This window comes from Deinococcus sp. QL22, assembly GCF_023370075.1.
Lineage (GTDB): Bacteria > Deinococcota > Deinococci > Deinococcales > Deinococcaceae > Deinococcus.
The window spans coordinates 2,556,887-2,570,558 of sequence record NZ_CP097149.1; the positions used below are offsets into that span (position 1 = coordinate 2,556,887).

Annotated in this window: 16 protein-coding genes; 6 read left to right on the top strand and 10 right to left on the bottom strand. The window is 60.6% G+C overall.

Annotation, left to right across the window (positions count from 1 at the left end):
• Positions 1-10: 10 nt before the first annotated feature.
• Positions 11-193, bottom strand: coding sequence for a hypothetical protein (locus M1R55_RS12815; protein WP_249392138.1), 183 nt, complete (start codon positions 191-193; stop codon positions 11-13).
• 302 nt (positions 194-495) lie between these two features.
• On the opposite strand from M1R55_RS12815, the gene acnA reads away from it, so the two are divergent.
• Positions 496-3,204 (top strand): aconitate hydratase AcnA, encoded by a 2,709-nt coding sequence (acnA, locus tag M1R55_RS12820; protein WP_249392139.1) that lies wholly within the window; start codon positions 496-498, stop codon positions 3,202-3,204.
• 81 nt (positions 3,205-3,285) lie between these two features.
• Here the strand turns inward: acnA and M1R55_RS12825 are convergent, their stop codons facing one another.
• The 4 genes from M1R55_RS12825 to M1R55_RS12840 all read right to left on the bottom strand — a co-directional run bounded on the left by M1R55_RS12825 (position 3,286) and on the right by M1R55_RS12840 (position 6,185).
• Positions 3,286-3,840, bottom strand: coding sequence for a Uma2 family endonuclease (locus M1R55_RS12825; protein WP_249392140.1), 555 nt, complete (start codon positions 3,838-3,840; stop codon positions 3,286-3,288).
• Between the two features lie 86 nt (positions 3,841-3,926).
• A complete protein-coding gene (locus M1R55_RS12830; protein WP_249392141.1) occupies positions 3,927-4,202 on the bottom strand; it encodes a hypothetical protein in 276 nt (91 codons plus the stop codon).
• A gap of 94 nt (positions 4,203-4,296) precedes the next feature.
• The gene (locus M1R55_RS12835; RefSeq protein ID WP_371827110.1) at positions 4,297-5,391 is read right to left on the bottom strand and encodes an enolase C-terminal domain-like protein; all 1,095 of its coding nucleotides are present in this window, start codon (positions 5,389-5,391) and stop codon (positions 4,297-4,299) included.
• A complete protein-coding gene (locus tag M1R55_RS12840) occupies positions 5,388-6,185 on the bottom strand; it encodes an AAA family ATPase (protein ID WP_249392142.1) in 798 nt (265 codons plus the stop codon). Before M1R55_RS12840 ends, M1R55_RS12835 begins: the two co-directional genes overlap by 4 nt.
• 136 nt (positions 6,186-6,321) lie before the next feature.
• Here M1R55_RS12840 and M1R55_RS31750 point away from each other — a divergent pair, with 136 nt between their 5' ends.
• Positions 6,322-6,456, top strand: coding sequence for a hypothetical protein (locus tag M1R55_RS31750; protein ID WP_256566001.1), 135 nt, complete (start codon positions 6,322-6,324; stop codon positions 6,454-6,456).
• Positions 6,457-6,557: 101 nt separating this feature from the next.
• On the top strand, positions 6,558-8,261 hold the full coding sequence (locus tag M1R55_RS12845; protein WP_249392143.1) for a PRC-barrel domain-containing protein: 1,704 nt from the start codon (positions 6,558-6,560) through the stop codon (positions 8,259-8,261).
• 110 nt (positions 8,262-8,371) lie between these two features.
• Here the strand turns inward: M1R55_RS12845 and M1R55_RS12850 are convergent, their stop codons facing one another.
• From M1R55_RS12850 to M1R55_RS12870, 5 genes are read right to left on the bottom strand one after another with little or no spacing between them, the layout of a single operon-like run.
• On the bottom strand, positions 8,372-9,610 hold the full coding sequence (locus tag M1R55_RS12850) for an ABC transporter permease (protein WP_249394210.1): 1,239 nt from the start codon (positions 9,608-9,610) through the stop codon (positions 8,372-8,374).
• A gap of 43 nt (positions 9,611-9,653) precedes the next feature.
• Positions 9,654-10,400: an ATP-binding cassette domain-containing protein gene (locus tag M1R55_RS12855; RefSeq protein ID WP_249392144.1), complete on the bottom strand. Its 747-nt coding sequence runs from the start codon at positions 10,398-10,400 to the stop codon at positions 9,654-9,656.
• Positions 10,393-10,605 carry a helix-turn-helix transcriptional regulator gene (locus M1R55_RS12860; RefSeq protein ID WP_249392145.1) on the bottom strand — a complete coding sequence of 71 codons (213 nt, stop codon included), beginning with the start codon at positions 10,603-10,605 and terminating at the stop codon, positions 10,393-10,395. The genes M1R55_RS12855 and M1R55_RS12860 overlap by 8 nt, the downstream gene beginning before the upstream one ends.
• A 2-nt stretch (positions 10,606-10,607) precedes the next feature.
• The gene (locus M1R55_RS12865) at positions 10,608-11,033 is read right to left on the bottom strand and encodes a hypothetical protein (RefSeq protein WP_249392146.1); all 426 of its coding nucleotides are present in this window, start codon (positions 11,031-11,033) and stop codon (positions 10,608-10,610) included.
• A 29-nt stretch (positions 11,034-11,062) separates the two neighbouring features.
• Entirely contained in the window at positions 11,063-11,419 is a 357-nt protein-coding gene (locus M1R55_RS12870) for a hypothetical protein (protein ID WP_249392147.1), read from the bottom strand.
• Between the two features lie 567 nt (positions 11,420-11,986).
• Between M1R55_RS12870 and M1R55_RS12875 the strand changes: the two genes are divergently transcribed.
• From M1R55_RS12875 to M1R55_RS12885, 3 genes are all read left to right on the top strand, one after another.
• Positions 11,987-12,493, top strand: coding sequence for a hypothetical protein (locus M1R55_RS12875; protein WP_064014413.1), 507 nt, complete (start codon positions 11,987-11,989; stop codon positions 12,491-12,493).
• 122 nt (positions 12,494-12,615) lie between these two features.
• Complete coding sequence (locus tag M1R55_RS12880) at positions 12,616-12,999, top strand: hypothetical protein (protein WP_249392148.1); 384 nt, start codon at positions 12,616-12,618, stop codon at positions 12,997-12,999.
• Positions 12,996-13,433: an inorganic diphosphatase gene (locus tag M1R55_RS12885; protein WP_249392149.1), complete on the top strand. Its 438-nt coding sequence runs from the start codon at positions 12,996-12,998 to the stop codon at positions 13,431-13,433. Before M1R55_RS12880 ends, M1R55_RS12885 begins: the two co-directional genes overlap by 4 nt.
• Positions 13,434-13,672 lie beyond the last annotated feature (239 nt).

The following is a 13,672-nucleotide window of genomic DNA, read 5'->3' on the forward strand; positions in this document are numbered from 1 at the left end:
GTGCCTCAACTCAGCGGTTCTGTTGCGGCAACACCGTATTGTTCGTGTTGGTCACATCATCCGGCAACTGGTCTACTTGCTTGGCTTTTTCGGCCATGCCCGTGTCCTGCACCTTCTTAATATCGTGCAGATCAGAGGTGTCTTTGCGGCCACCTTCCGGGTGGCGGGCGGGCTTGGTGTGATCGTCGCTCATAAACAGACCTCCTGAAGAGATGAATAGATGTCGGTCTGTTCAGCTTACGCGCTTCTGGCCGCCATCTGCCGCTTCGCCAAGGTCTGCTCAAGAGCTTTCAAATGCACTTTTCTGATGTCGTCTCAAAGTGTTGTCTCTAAAGGGGTAACGGCGTCTCTGTGCGGGGAACGGGTGCCGTGCTGCGCGGGGGAGACTATGATAGGAGGCGTCAAGATGACCTGCCGGGCGCAACGCCGGGCGTGCAAGATGGACTTGGCCCCAAACACAGTGTTGAACGGGGTTTTTTAGGAGGAGATGCGAGCATGGCGATGAATCTTTTCGGTGCGCGGGACACGCTGGCCACACGGGCTGGGCAAAAACTCTACTTTTACAACCTCAACAAATTGCAGGATCAGGGCTTTGATATCAGCAAGCTTCCGGTCAGCGTGAAGGTGCTGCTGGAAAGCGTGCTGCGCGAAGCCAACGACTACGATGTGCGTCAGGAAGACGTGCGCACCGTGGCAGGCTGGAAGGCCATCAACGAAGAAGTGGAAATTCCCTTCAAGCCCGCCCGCGTGATCCTCCAGGACTTCACGGGCGTGCCTGCCGTCGTGGATCTAGCGGCCATGCGGAGCGCGATGGTGGCCCTCGGCGGCGATCCCAACAAGATCAACCCGCTGATTCCGGTCGATCTGGTCATCGACCACTCGGTGCAGGTCGATGAATTCGGCACCGAGTTTGCTCTCGCCAATAACATGGCGCTGGAATTCGAGCGCAACCGCGAACGCTACGAGTTCCTGCGCTGGGGCCAGCAGGCTTTCGACAACTTCGGTGTGGTGCCGCCTGCATCGGGCATCGTTCACCAGGTCAACCTCGAATACCTCGCCAAAGGCGTGCAGAGCCGTCCCGAAGACGACGGAATTGTCGTGTACCCCGATTCTCTGGTGGGCACCGATTCCCACACCACCATGATCAACGGCCTCGGCATCGTGGGCTGGGGCGTGGGCGGGATAGAGGCCGAAGCCGTGATGCTGGGCCAGCCGATTTACATGCTGATGCCTGAAGTGGTGGGCTTTAAGGTTACGGGCGCGATGCCCGAAGGCGCGACCGCCACCGATCTGGCCCTGCGCGTGACCGAGATGCTGCGTGCAGCGGGCGTGGTGGGTAAATTCGTGGAGTTCTTTGGCCCCGGCCTGAGCAACATGACGCTGCCTGACCGCGCCACGATTGCCAACATGGCCCCCGAATACGGCGCGACCATGGGCTTTTTCCCGGTAGACGACGAAGCTCTGCGTTACCTGCGCCGCACCGGACGCCTGGAAGACGAGATCGAACTGGTGGAGATGTACTACAAGGCTCAGGGCATGTTCCGCACCGACGAAACGCCCGATCCGACCTTTACCAGCAACATCGAACTCGACCTCGGCACCATCGTTCCGAGTCTGGCAGGCCCCAAGCGCCCGCAAGACCGCGTAAACCTGGACGGCATGCACACCGTATTTGCCGAAGCCCTGACTGCGCCCGTTAAGTCACGTGGCTTTGAACTCACCGAAACCCAACTGAGCGCACAGGGCACCATCGCTGGCACCGATATTAAGATCGGTCACGGCGCGGTCACACTGGCGTCCATCACGTCCTGCACCAACACCAGCAACCCCAGCGTGCTCATCGCTGCCGGACTGGTCGCCAAAAAGGCCGTGGAAAAGGGCCTGAAATCCAAGCCCTGGGTCAAGACCTCTCTGGCTCCCGGCAGCCGCGTGGTCACCGAATATCTGGAAATGGCAGGCCTGCAAACCTACCTCGACCAGATCGGCTTCAACACGGTGGGTTACGGCTGCATGACCTGTATCGGTAACTCTGGCCCGCTGCCCGAACCCGTGGTGCAGGCCATTACCGAGGGCGATCTGGTGGTGGCGTCGGTGCTGTCGGGCAACCGCAACTTTGAGGGCCGAGTGAACCCGCATATCCGCGCCAACTACCTCGCCTCGCCCCCGCTGGTGGTGGCGTATGCGCTGGCCGGAACCGTGGTCAACGACATCGTGAACGACGCCATCGGCACCGATCAGCAGGGACAGCCCGTGTACCTCCGCGACATCTGGCCCAGCAACGCCGAAATTCAGGCCATCATGGACAGGGCCATCAACGCCGAGATGTTCAAGAAGGTCTACGACGGCATCGAGAAGAGCAACGCCGACTGGAACGCCATTCCGGTTAGCGAGGGCGCGTTGTACGACTGGAACGCCGATTCCACCTACATCCAGAATCCGCCCTTCTTCGAGAATCTGGCGGGCGGCCCCAGCGAAGTCGTGAGTATCGAGGGTGCGCGTGCACTCGTGAAAGTGGGCGACTCCGTGACCACCGATCACATCAGCCCCGCAGGCAGCTTCAAGGCCGATACGCCCGCTGGCAAGTTTCTGATCGAAAACGGAATTGCGCCCAAGGATTTCAACTCCTACGGTTCGCGCCGGGGCAATGACCGCGTGATGACGCGCGGCACCTTTGCCAACATTCGCCTGAAGAACCAGTTGGCCCCCGGCACCGAAGGCGGCTACACCACCGACTACACTACCGGGCAGGTCAGCTTCATCTACGACGCTGCTCAGAACTACAAGGCCAGCAATATTCCTCTGATGGTGCTGGCAGGCAAGGATTACGGCATGGGTTCCAGCCGTGACTGGGCCGCCAAAGGCACCTTCCTGTTGGGCGTGAAAGCCGTGCTGGCCGAGAGCTTCGAGCGTATTCACCGCTCCAACCTGGTAGGCATGGGCGTGCTGCCTCTTCAGTACAAGAACGGAGAGTCCGCTGAAAGCCTGGGCATCACGGGCGACGAAACCTTTGATGTGCTGCTCCCCGGCGACCTGAAACCTCGCCAGGACGTGAGCCTGCGCGTGACCAAAGACGGCCAGAGCCGCATCGTGACTGTGCAGTGCCGCATCGATACGCCCGTCGAGATCGACTACTACAAGAACGGTGGCATCCTGCAAACCGTCCTCCGGAGCATCTTGGCTAAGGGTGAAGTAGCTCAGGCGTAAGCCTAGAAATCAACACAGTTAAGCAGGGGGCCGATTTGGTAAGTGAATCGGCCCCCTTATTTTGTCAGGATGACAGCAAAGCTACAGATTCACACCCTCGTAGATTTCATCCAGGCTCAGTTCTACGTTGACACAGGGCAGCTTGACCCGACTTTGTACCGTCTCCTGTGTCCAGCCGTTGGGCAGCCGTCTATAAATTTCAGCGGCCTGGTTTTCACTGTCTACCATTAGGTAGCCTTGCAAACTAGGCAGACCCAAATAATCCTTAACTTTGTAGGTCATGTCTACTTGGCGCGTTCCAGCACTCAAAATTTCCACAATTAGGCACGGCTCTTCCAAAGCGGTGGCCTTATTGCTGAGCTCTTCGCAACTGACGACCAGATCGGGATAGTAAAAACGTTTGGTGTCTATGCGCTGGACATGAACCTTCATATCACTCTGGTAGACGCGGCAACTGGAGTCGCGTGCAGGACGGTACAGTGAGACGTGAATGTTACTGGTAATCAGATTGTGGGCGTTGGTAGCCCCGGCCTGTGCATACACGAAGCCGTCCACATATTCGCGGCGCACCGGGCTCTCTTCCTCAGTCCGCAGATATTCTTCTTCGGTCAATGTTCTGAGGGCGGGATCGCTCATGCCCCTATGGTACGCCTACTCCAGACCCACAACACATCAAAAAACGCCGCCTCCATGTCCGGGAAGCGGCGTTCTATTCGTAGTCTTTAGCCCTTCCGCACGCGCTCTGTGGCGTGTTCCGGCTGGGGAGTCTGGAACCAGTGCAGCATCATACCCAGTACCACGAGACTAAACAGTCCGAGCAAAATAAACAGCGGCATTCCGGGCTCGGTGGCGTGGGCATAAGCGCCCACAAGCTGCATCAGAATCAGTACCAGCAGGACGCGGGGGCGGCGTTCAGGAAAGCGGGTGTAGGCATAAACTCCGCCTAGCACTCCAAACATCAAGGGCAGTGCGAGGGCATTAAGCATCTCTTGATCCATGCCTCATTTTGCTCCGTTTCCTGTTGCACGAACGTCACAAAAAGCCAGCTTTTGTAGACAACTCCTTAATGCGCGATCCGCTTTATTCATGAGATCACATCAACTGATAGTGCCTTAGCTTCTGCAGTTCTAGCGTGTGGTGTCGGAGAGAAGCCACATCCAACCAGCCGTCTTTGAAGGTGATCGGCTCATCTAACAAATCATCTTGCAACTTCAGTACAAAGCTCAGTTCGCAGGGTTCGGTCACTTCAGCCTGGGTAGACAGCAACGCAGCATGAACCGTGCCTAAGCCTGTGCTGGCCTGCGATCCCACCATGCCGCCTTTGCCTGCCGCTGCTGCCGTCTGCAACATCGCCAGACCATCGGTAAAGCCGTTCCGGGCCGTCTTCACGTTCAGAATATCGAAGGTGTCGAAATCCAGTTCGCGTGCCAGATCGGTGGGCAGGAAACAGGAATCGTCGGCCACGATGGGCAGGAGTTGGCGGGCATGCAAGGCTACCCGCGCCTTCAGGTCACGTGCGGGCAACGGCTCCTCCACGTACATCAGGCCCGCCTCGCGCATGGCGTCCAGCGCGGCGGGGGCTTCTGCAGGCGTCAGGGTTTCGTTGCTGTCGGCGTACAGTTGCACCGCTTCTCCGAATGTGGCCCGCAAGTCCCGAATCACGCCTAGATCGCGGGCATGGTTGCGGCCCACCTTCACCTTCAGGCAGCGCACGCCCGCCGCCACCACCCGCTCGGCCTCGGCCAGCATTCCGGCGGGCGTGTCTATACCCAAAATAAAACTGACGCGCACACGGGTGTTCGGCCCCAGTAGCGTATCGAATAAGGTTTGGCCGCCTGCCCTCGCCCGTGCATCCCACAGCGCCATATCCAGTGCGCCGCGTGCGGTGTGGTTGTTGGCAACACTGTTTCTGACCCGGTTCAGGGCCTCGGCATCGGTAATCGGCAGCCCGATAAGTGCAGGCGCAAGGTGGGTCAGGATTGCCACGACGCTTGCCGCTGTTTCGCCATAGATGGTGGGACGGGGCGGCGCTTCGGCGATGCCCACTGCGCCGTCATCCAGCGTGACCCGCACCAGCACATGCTCGGCGGCAGTCAGGGCCGAGTGTACGCCCCACGCTAGGGCCGAAGTGAGGGGCAGACGGTAAGGAATCCCTTCGATCCGGACGATTTTGGCTGTACCCATCATGCCCGCTCACCTGCCCAAGCTGAAACCCGGGCGGCCACGCCCGCCGGATTCAATTCCACGGTATCCAGCACCAGCGCACGCGCGGGCGGCAGCGTCCGTAAAAAACTCTCGGCGGCCTGCGGGTCATAGTTGCGCCGCTCGGACACCACAATTCTGACTTTGGCGAGAATCTCGGTGGCGGTAAAGCCTCGAGCAGTAAGAGAGGCCAGTGCGTCCAATTCGGCGGGCGGAAATACGTTCTGCACGCCTTTCAATTCGGCCAGAGCTTGCCGCAAGTCTTCTCCCGTCCCCTCACTCACCTGATCAAAGGCATCGGCGCGGCCCAACAAGCGGCGCACACGCACCTCATCGGGCGCACCCAGGGCCACAAAGCGCCATGCCGGAAAGTGCGTCGCCGCATATTCCACTTCCTCTAGCCCACGCAAGCCGTCAAATACAGGCTGACGGCCCCAGTGCCGGGTGTCGGCCAACAGCGTACTCAGCGCGTAAGCCATACCGCCGGAATGTCCGGCTCGGTACTCGGCAGTGTGGCGAAAGCGTTCTTCGCGGTCAGTTACGGGACCGCCTGCGCGGGGCCAGATCATCACGGCGTCGGTGATTTCGCGGCGATCCGGGAGCACCCGCATGGCAGCGTTTGCCGATTGCAGAGCCGCCAGCGCAGTACTCTTGCCCACGCCTGTCACACCTACCAGCACCGTCAGCGGGAGACTGGAGAGCGGCGATTCGTGGGGTGCCGCATCGGCAGAAGCACGCAAAAAGGGCAGGGTCACAGCTCTGTTGACTGGCACATTCACCGGGTCAGGCTAGCGTTTTCGTTGGCCCCGACCCCCGCCGATGTAAAGACTGGCACAAGATTGTGTCAAGTGGCCGTAAGTGTCCACCATGCACAGCTGATCTTTTTCCTTCCTAGACTCTGAATCGGAGGCGACTATGGCGCGATTACAAGGCGAAAAAGGTGGGGGCGGCGGCACCATTCTGCTCATCATCTTGATTTTGGTGGCACTGTTCCTGCTGGCCTATTTCCTGTACCTGAAACCTCAGGGCATCTTAGATCTCGGCTTTTAAGGCATAAATTTAGGGTTGGCCTGACAGGTTCAGGCTGACCCTGCCGCCGTTTCAAGTTCTCACTCTTGCCCCTCTCATAGCAACATTTTTAGGAGTTCATCATGATTAAAGGCAAAGAAATTCTGGGGCGCAATATTGTCGCCATCAGCACCGGCGAGCGCGTGGAAAGCGTGCGCGACGTCATTTTTGATCATCAGGGCAATCAGGTCTTGGGCCTGCTCGTCGACGAGGGCGGTTGGTTTCACGCCGCCAAAGTCGTGCCCTTCGAGAAAATCCGCTCGTTCGGCGAAGACGTGATCATGATCGGTGACCCCGAAGACGTGACGGGGACGCGCGAAGATGGCCGCCTCTCGGAAGCCCTGAGCAGCGATGTAAGCCTCATCGGCATGACTCTGCTGACCACCGACGGCCAGAACCTCGGCAAAATTGCAGACGTGTTTTTTGATGAAAGCACCGGCTATGTGGAAGGCTATGAGGCCACAGGCGGCTTATTCTCCGACATGAGCAGCGGGCGTACCTTTATTCCTACCCCCGAAAGCGTGCAGATCGGCACCGACGCGGCCATCGTACCCGTGAGTGTGGCGGCAGCCATGCAGGAAAGTGAAGCGGGTGGGATTCAGGGAGCCTTACACTCCGCAGGTCAGAGCATCAGCGGGGCGTACCAGAGTGCCGCCGAAGGCGTGAAGGGCGCCTACGAGAACATTTCCGAAGCCACCAAAGAGCGCCAGAAAGAGTACTCGGTGGGCAAGACCGCTGGCGGCGACATCACGCTGGAAGACGGCACCGTGATCGTGCATAAGGGCGACACCATTACCGAAGAACAGGTGACTGCCGCCGAAGGTGCGGGCAAACTGGGTGCACTCGCCACCGCAGCGACGGGCGGCGTACTGGCCGGAGCCTACGACTCGGCCAAAGAGCGCGTGCAGGGCGGCATGGAAGACATGAAAACCGCCAGCGCAGACCGCCAGATGACCTACGTGGTGGGCAAGACCGCAGGCAGCGACGTGACCACCGATACGGGCGAAGTGATCGTGCATAAGGGCGTGACTATCACCCCCTTCCAGGCCGAACGCGCTCAGCAGACCGGCAAATTGGCCGCACTGACCGCAGCAGCCACGGGCGGCTCTATCTCCGACAGCGTGCAGGACATCCGTGAGCGCCGTGAGCTGGATCCCAACTCGCTGGAAGCCACGGTGGGCCGCCGCGTCAAGAGCGATGTCCGTGCGCCCAGCGGAAGTCTCGTGGCGGCGCAGGGCCAGATCGTGACGCCTGCCCTGGCAGACCGCGCCCGCCACCTGAACGCTGAAGCCGCCCTGATCGCCGCCACCACCGGAACCAAACCTGCGTCCAGTGACGGCGCGAGTGGTGCTGGCGCAACCGCAGCTTTGGCGGGCGGTGTCGCCAGCGTCAGTGAAGGCGCAAGCAACTTGCTGGACAAGGCCAAGAGCTGGTTCGGCGAGAAGCGCGAGCAGACCGAAGAAGCCCTTGAGAACCGCCAGCAGGAAGCGCAGGAACAGAAGATCCGCGACGCACTTGGCCGCCCCGTGAACCGTGTGATCCTGGCTCCCGACGATTCCATCATCCTGAACATCGGTGAAATCGTGACGCATAAGGCTGTCGAGTCTGCCCGCAGCGGCGATGTGCTGGACATCTTGCTGGACAGCATCAGCAAGGAAACCGTGACCATCGATCCCCTGAGCGTCCGGCCCCACGAAACGGGTTCGGCGGCACTGGAAGGCCAGAGCGATTTGGGCGACACGCCCAACGTCCCCGCCAACGCGAACGATCCTCACCGCCCTATGTAAACGGGCATTGAGGGTTGGGTGATCAACCCTCAACATCAATATTGAAAAGAACAGAGACAGCCTCAGGATTGGCTGTCTCTGTTCTTTTATATGCCGTAGTTTGGCGGCTCTCAATTCCTGAAAATGACTTCCTCACGGCCAAAGGAACGCCGCGCCACGAGCGCCAGCACGAACGCGCCCAGCAAGTTGGCGGCAATGGCGATCAGCACGTTTGGGGCAGTGACTGTGCCGCGCACCGTGTCCAGAATGGCGAGCATGGAGCCGAACAGCGGAATGGCATACAGGGCTGGCCCGGTGCTCAGAAAGTCGCTGAATTGCAGCAGCACGGCGGGAATCACAATGGCGAGGCTGAGCGGCGTGACGTAGGTCTGCGCTTCCTTGTAAGAGCGGGCGTAGATGCTGAGGGCGATCAGGATGGCGCTGATGAGCAGGGCCGCGCTGATGGCTGCACCGATCAGGGCCACTGCCGCGCCGAAGCCGAGGCTGAGTTGGCCCCCGAACGCCTGCGACAATTCCGCGCTGCTGGCCGACTGCCCGCGCTGCAACCAGGTGGCGACCACGCCACTGGCAAGGAATCCGATGATGCTGAAGCACGCGCTGGTCAGGGCCGTCAGGGTGGTCGCCAGCAGTTTTCCGGCCACCACCTCGCCGCGCCGCACAGGGGAGACCAGCAAACTTTCCAGCGTGCCGCGCTCCTTTTCGCCTGCAGTGGCGTCCAGCGCCGTTGCCATCGCGCCTGTCAGAATAAAGTTCAACATCAGCAAAGGAATCAGGAAGGCCAGTTGGCCGCTGCGCTGCTGCTGGGGCGGGCTGGCATCTACGGGTTTAATCCGAATGGGCGTGAGGGTGTCGGCGTTCAGCCCCAGCGTGGTCAGGCGCTCCAGCGTCAGCGTGCGGTTGTAGGCGTCGATGGTGTCTTCTACTTTGTCATACGCCCCGGTCTGGGCACGCAAGCTGGTCAGTTTGGCGTAGACCTCCAGCGTGCCTGTGCCGTCGCCAGCGCGGGTAGGCAGGGCGGCAGGGGCACGCAGCGCGGCTTCTACATTGCCGTCTGCCACTGCGGCGCGGGGGTCAGTGACGGCCACGAGGGTCACGCCCGCCCGCAGAACCGAGCCATCAGGGGCTTTTTCGTCGCGCTCCAGGGCCGCACGGAGGGTTGCAGGCAATGTCCCGACTACGCCCACCTTCTGGCGTTCCTGTTGTTGGCCGCCCACAAATTGGCCCAGCAATTGCGGCAGCCCCAGCGTAAAGAGCGGAATTAGCAGCAGCGGAATAAGGATCGTACCGATCAGCGTGCGGCGGTCTCGCAGGGTAGCCAGCAAGTCGCGCACGGCCACGCGCCACACCATGCCGGGGCGCAGGGCTTCGGAGTTGCGTTTAGACGGACGGGGGTTAGACGACATGGGCGGCCTCTCCTCTGGGTGTGCCGCGCAGCAGCGCAAAAAAAGCCCGTTCCAGATTGCGTTCCCCGGTGCGGCTCAGGATGCCTTGCAGGGTGTCTACCGTGACCAGTTTTCCTTCATGCAAAATCGCCATGCGGTCACAGACCTCCTCGGCCTCGCTCATCACGTGAGTGGAATACACCGTCAGGCGGCCTGGAGCGCGGGTGGCGGCCACAAAATCAAGCAGAGTACGCCGCGCAAAAATATCGAGGCCGCTGGACGCTTCATCGAGGATCAGCACGGCGGGATCGTGAATGACGGCGCGGGCAATCACGACTTTTTGACGCATTCCGGTGCTGTATTCGCCCGCCCGGACATCCAGCGTGCGGCCCAGTTCCAGCCGCGCATCAAGGTCGGCAATGCGCGTATCGGTCTGGCTGCGGCTCATACCGTAAAACCCAGCAAAGGAACGCAGCACCTCGCGCCCGGTCAGGCGGGCAGGCAGGCCCATGCCGCCGTTGACCACGCCCACCACGCGCCGCACTGCTTCCGGGTCGCGCTGCACGTCATGGCCTGCCACGGTTGCCGTGCCGGAAGTGGGTGTCAGAAGGGTCGCCAGCAGCCGCAGCAGCGTCGTTTTGCCCGCGCCGTTCGGCCCCAGCAGCCCAAACACTTCGCCGTCATGGGCAGAAAGAGTCACCTCCGAGAGTGCTGTGTGTTTTCCGTATGTCTTGGTGAGATTCTGAATTTCAAGCATGTTCCTGCACTCCTTCTGGATCGCTGAAAATCTCCTCTATAGGCCGCCCAAACACCCGTGCCAAGCGGAAGGCCAGCGGCAAGCTGGGGTCGTAACGGCCCGTTTCCAGTGCGTTCACGGTCTGGCGGCTCACGTCTAGCGCGGCGGCGAGGTCGGCCTGAGTCCACTGGCGCTCGGCCCGCAGCACCCTGATTCGGTTGTCCATGCCTACCCGCCTGTATCGCGGCGGTACAAGAAGGCGGTGACGGCGTAAAACGTGAGGAGGCTTAGGCCCCAGGGAATGTACAGAAGCCATACCGAGAGCTGAACTCCCGGCAGAGGCGTTTTGGCAAATGAGGGTGATAGACCACTAAAAACGCCCCACATGAGCAGGCCAGTCAGGGCGAAGGTACCCATGATGCCCGAGGCGGCCCACGCCTTCAGGTAGCGGGCGCGGCGAAATTCGTCCATGGTGCGGTACTGCCACAGCATCAGGCCGAGGGCGAGTGGCAGCATCAGGGCCAGAAAGAGTGGAATCCACGCAGGCCAGCGAAACAGCACTGCCATGCCCACCAAGACCAGCAGGGTCAGCGCAATCTCCACCCATTGCGTGCGGCGCATTTGATGTTCACGCGGTACGGGGCGCGTTGGCATGGGGCGTGGATTGGGGGAAGAGGCTGGATTCATTTCATCCGTCCGTCGCGGGCGGCCAACACGCAGCCAACGGTTCCCCATACGCCCATTCCGGCCACATACAGCACCCAAGGCGGCGTATGGAAGTCCAGTATCGCCTCCAGGGAAATCAGCGTTCCAGCCAGCAGCATGACCACCAGAAAGGCGATGCTGGCGGCGCGGGCGTGCAGTTGCCGCCCATATTCATCCATTTGCCGAATGCCGAGTACGGTCATGACGGCGAAAAACAGCGGCAATGCAGCCAGGATGCCCGCACCCAAGTTGTTGAAGGCAGGAATGTTTTGCATCCGTCCAAGGGCGACAGCCACCGCGCCCAACACGGCGACGCTCCCTCCACCTATCCCCATCCACAAACTCAGTCTGTTGACTCGGTGTTCACGGGCCGTAGGAACAGACCGTGATTGAGATTCTCTCCACTTCATGTCAAGCCTCCTTGACACCGAGAGTAAAGGGAGCTTGACCTGATGTCAAGCCTCTTTTACATAAGAACCGAGGTTGTGCATTTGTTAAGCGTTGGGTCAGGTCGCGTGAAAAGGCGAGATGACACACCTTTAGTGGTCACGTAAACCGTTTAAGATGCGCCACCTTCTGTGCGTGCCATTCCCGGCGTGTGCCGATGCTGAAGGCGTGCTTCCCCCTCGCTCATCCAAGATGAGAGCAGATCTGTTACAATGGGAAAGTTGAGCTTGGTGGCAGATTTGTACTGAGTTCAAGGCTGCCGGGTTCAAGACTATTGCCAAACCGCTTCATTCTCTGGCTCAACTCTCACGCGTTTTTCTCCGTTGAGCCGTGGTTTCAGATCAGTCAGTCCGCCTACTCAGTTTTCATTTTAACGCCATTCATCGTTGAAGAGCAGTTTTCAGAAATTGCTTCCCTGCTGCGGCGATTTCCGCAGTATCTCTGGAGGAGAGTGCATGTTTAACCCCCCTACCCTCGAAGACCTGCAAGAAACCCGCCGCGCCAACGAAAAGCTGGTGCTGAAAGCCTTGGAAAGCAAGCCCGAATGGGTCGAAACCGAACTGGCGAAAACCACCAGCCTGGCGCTGTCTCACCTCCGCGCCGCGCTTGCCAGCTTGCTCGATCAGGGCCGCGTACGCCGCTTGCCCGGTACCGGAACCCGCGCCGTGTACGGTCTGGCTGACCCCGGTCTGGCCGATGTGCCTGCAACGCCCCTGACTGGTGACGCCAAAAAAGTGCGTGACTACCTTGAAGGCCGCGCCGACAGCGCCCTGTACATGAGCGACCAACTCCGCATGACCCGTGAAGACGTGATGACGGCCCTGAGTCTGCTCAACGCACACGGCATGATCACCTGCACCTTCGTGGGCAGCCTCGTGATCTTCCGGCTCAAGGAAACGCAGGCATTGGGACAGGAGCAGGCTGTGCCCGCCCCCACCACCAAGAAAAAGCAAGTCGCGTAAATCAAGTTTGCCCATCGCCGCGTTCTCCGAGTCTGGAGGCGCGGCGGTTTTTTGGTTCGCTGAGTGTGGGTTGCTGTGTGGTTTGCTCAGACCCGTTCACAGTCTCCCCCTACACTGGCTCTATGCTTCCCCGTTCCCTCGTGCTCGCCGCCACGCTAACGCTGTTGGCCCCGGCCCTCAGCGGTTGCCGCTACAACTTCGTGCCCCTCATTCCGCCCGAAGTCAAGGTAGATTTCCCGGCGCGGATCGTTGGGGCCGCCCTGACCCGCAGCGGCGACGCGTTGACCTTGCAGGCGGCGCTCGATGGCCGCTTTGACCCCGGTTATCTGAGTGTGGTCTGGTTTGATGGAGGCCGTGAACTGGGCCGGGACAGCGTTTATCTGGACGCTGAAACCCGGAAGGCCAGCTTTACCCTGACCGCCGCCACTCCGGGCGCATACCGGGCGCTGCTGTCTTTTGGCGGCAATGTGCTGCGGCAAGTCGAGTTGTATGAAGTGCAGCCGTGAGTGAGCCGGAGAGCTGGGTGGGCGTGGTGGAATGGAGCGCAGGCACCCGCGAACGCCTGATCTGGCGGGGTGAACAGCAAAACGGCGGAAGGCTGGAACCCTACCGCACCGAAGCCTTACCCGCCCCCGTCAATTACGGCTGCTTGCCGGGCACACTCAACCCCGCCGACGCTGCCGAAGTGGACGCCGTGTGGTTAGGGGTTCTTCTGGCGGCGGGCACACAGATCACGGCGCGGCCAGCGGGCCTGCTTCATCTGGCCGACGGCGACCATAAGGTTATTTTTGGCGATGTACAGGGCGAAGCTATGGCCCTGCTGGCGTGGTTTCCGGCCAGCCGGGGGGCAAGGTTGCTGGGGCCGGAGCAGGCTCAGGCGTGGCTAGAGTCGTTGGCGGCTGTACCTTCAAACCCTGGGCCTTCCACTCCTGCACGATAAGGCGAATCTGGCCCCGTACCCACCGCAGCGCGTCGCTGCCCGGATACGACACGGCGCTGTGATCCTCGCGGGCCGAAACGTAGGTCTGAATGCCCGCCGCGCTGCCGTCTAACCGGGCATTGCGGGCCGGATCAAACAAATAGTTGATCAGCAGGCCGTTGCCGTTGGTGCGGGAGGGCAGGCGCTTGCTCTGCACTTCCAGATTGGCGGCGACGTTGGGCCACACCACGTCTTTCAGG

Excerpts from the sequence above, each read along its gene's own strand:
- M1R55_RS12815 (WP_249392138.1), bottom strand. The coding sequence starts at position 193 with ATGAGCGACGATCACACCAAGCCCGCCCGCCACCCGGAAGGTGGCCGC.
- M1R55_RS12855 (WP_249392144.1), bottom strand. The coding sequence starts at position 10,400 with ATGCTTGAAATTCAGAATCTCACCAAGACATACGGAAAACACACAGCA.
- M1R55_RS12835 (WP_371827110.1), bottom strand. The coding sequence starts at position 5,391 with ATGATGGGTACAGCCAAAATCGTCCGGATCGAAGGGATTCCTTACCGT.
- M1R55_RS31750 (WP_256566001.1), top strand. The coding sequence starts at position 6,322 with ATGGCGCGATTACAAGGCGAAAAAGGTGGGGGCGGCGGCACCATTCTG.
- M1R55_RS12875 (WP_064014413.1), top strand. The coding sequence starts at position 11,987 with ATGTTTAACCCCCCTACCCTCGAAGACCTGCAAGAAACCCGCCGCGCC.
- M1R55_RS12880 (WP_249392148.1), top strand. The coding sequence starts at position 12,616 with ATGCTTCCCCGTTCCCTCGTGCTCGCCGCCACGCTAACGCTGTTGGCC.
- M1R55_RS12825 (WP_249392140.1), bottom strand. The coding sequence starts at position 3,840 with ATGAGCGATCCCGCCCTCAGAACATTGACCGAAGAAGAATATCTGCGG.
- M1R55_RS12845 (WP_249392143.1), top strand. The coding sequence starts at position 6,558 with ATGATTAAAGGCAAAGAAATTCTGGGGCGCAATATTGTCGCCATCAGC.
- M1R55_RS12850 (WP_249394210.1), bottom strand. The coding sequence starts at position 9,610 with ATGGTGTGGCGCGTGGCCGTGCGCGACTTGCTGGCTACCCTGCGAGAC.
- M1R55_RS12860 (WP_249392145.1), bottom strand. The coding sequence starts at position 10,605 with ATGGACAACCGAATCAGGGTGCTGCGGGCCGAGCGCCAGTGGACTCAG.
- M1R55_RS12830 (WP_249392141.1), bottom strand. The coding sequence starts at position 4,202 with ATGGATCAAGAGATGCTTAATGCCCTCGCACTGCCCTTGATGTTTGGA.
- M1R55_RS12870 (WP_249392147.1), bottom strand. The coding sequence starts at position 11,419 with ATGGGGATAGGTGGAGGGAGCGTCGCCGTGTTGGGCGCGGTGGCTGTC.
- acnA (WP_249392139.1), top strand. The coding sequence starts at position 496 with ATGGCGATGAATCTTTTCGGTGCGCGGGACACGCTGGCCACACGGGCT.
- M1R55_RS12865 (WP_249392146.1), bottom strand. The coding sequence starts at position 11,033 with ATGCCAACGCGCCCCGTACCGCGTGAACATCAAATGCGCCGCACGCAA.